The following is a 1,194-nucleotide window of genomic DNA, read 5'->3' as shown; positions in this document are numbered from 1 at the left end:
ACCTCACCAATGATCGCGGTACCGGAGTTGATCCTGGTGGAGTACACCCCACCCCGGGCCAGCTTGGTGGCCAAGGTCAGGCAAACGCCTTCGGGAACAGCGGCAGACGCGACCGTGAAACCGGTACCGGTGGATACCACGGTCACAGCACCACCCCAGGTGTTGTAAAGCGCGCCGGAGGTAACGGTCATGTTCTTCGGCACAGCACCGGCCTTGATCAGCGCCGGCACCAGGTTCGTACCGGAAGCGCCGTAGCCGGAAGAGGTTTTCAGGTTCTTGGTGCCAGCCATGAGCATGTTGACGTTGGAGATCTCTTCGGCGGCCTCGTTGCTACCGAACAGGGTGTCCCAGCGACTCGCCGCCAGGGCCAGCAGGCCGATCACGATGATGAGCACCACGATCATCTCGATAGCCCCGAAACCCGCCTGCTTCTTCGCATGGGCCTTGCGATTGATGCCAGGCTGAACTGGCTTTACTTCTGCTGCTTTTTCCATAGCTACCTCTGTGGTTGGGATTTTGCTGTTGTTCACTTCGCTACCGCCTGAATTGCGTCCTGGATGCCCGACACCCCCGAAATAACCGTCATCAGAATCACACCGACCGTGATGATCCCGCCGGCGATTGCCATTTTTGCGGCCGACTGGATCTGCTTGATGCTCTTCTTCAGCCATCGATCACCGAAGTTGCTCAACGCATCTTCGAAACCATCCTTGCCCGACAGGATCATGAGGAACTGGACTGCCTTCTTATCTGGGAAGTCGTATCCGGCCTTGCTCAACGCGACCCCCAGGTTCCCCCCGATACCCAGACCGTAGAAGGCGGCATTAAGGCGTTCGCGCAACCACGGGCTCGCTTCCGCGGCCATCATCCGGAGGGAGTCCTGCAGGGAAACGTTTGCTTGGATCATCACGCCGACGTTGAGGAGGAACGTCGAGCCGTGGAGCATTCGATACACCGACCAAGGCGGAAGCTTGTCGAGGTGGACGCGCAGTCCACCTCGCAGATATGGAAGCGAGGCGAAGACCAGGAACAGGAAGATCAGAATGCCGGCCAGGGTGATCGCCCCGTAATGGACGACGTATTGGGACATCTCGTAGAGGAAGGCCGCGGCGCCGGACCAGGTCTCTGGATTAGAGGTCCTGGCCAATTTGGGAACCAACTTGGTGGACACCATCACCAGCATCACGCAGACCA

Annotated in this window: 2 protein-coding genes; both read right to left on the bottom strand. The window is 59.0% G+C overall.

What is annotated here, in order from left to right:
- Nucleotides 1–494: type 4 pilus major pilin (locus tag ACZ4Z4_RS38285; RefSeq protein WP_468338526.1), on the bottom strand; the 494-nt coding region annotated here is incomplete at its 3' end.
- Between the two features lie 32 nt (nt 495–526).
- The coding region (locus ACZ4Z4_RS38280) for a type II secretion system F family protein (protein WP_468338523.1) at nt 527–1,194 on the bottom strand (668 nt) is incomplete at its 5' end.

It is taken from the genome of Streptomyces sp. NPDC030245 (assembly GCF_055572995.1).
This window is presented reverse-complemented; position numbering and strand designations above follow the sequence as displayed.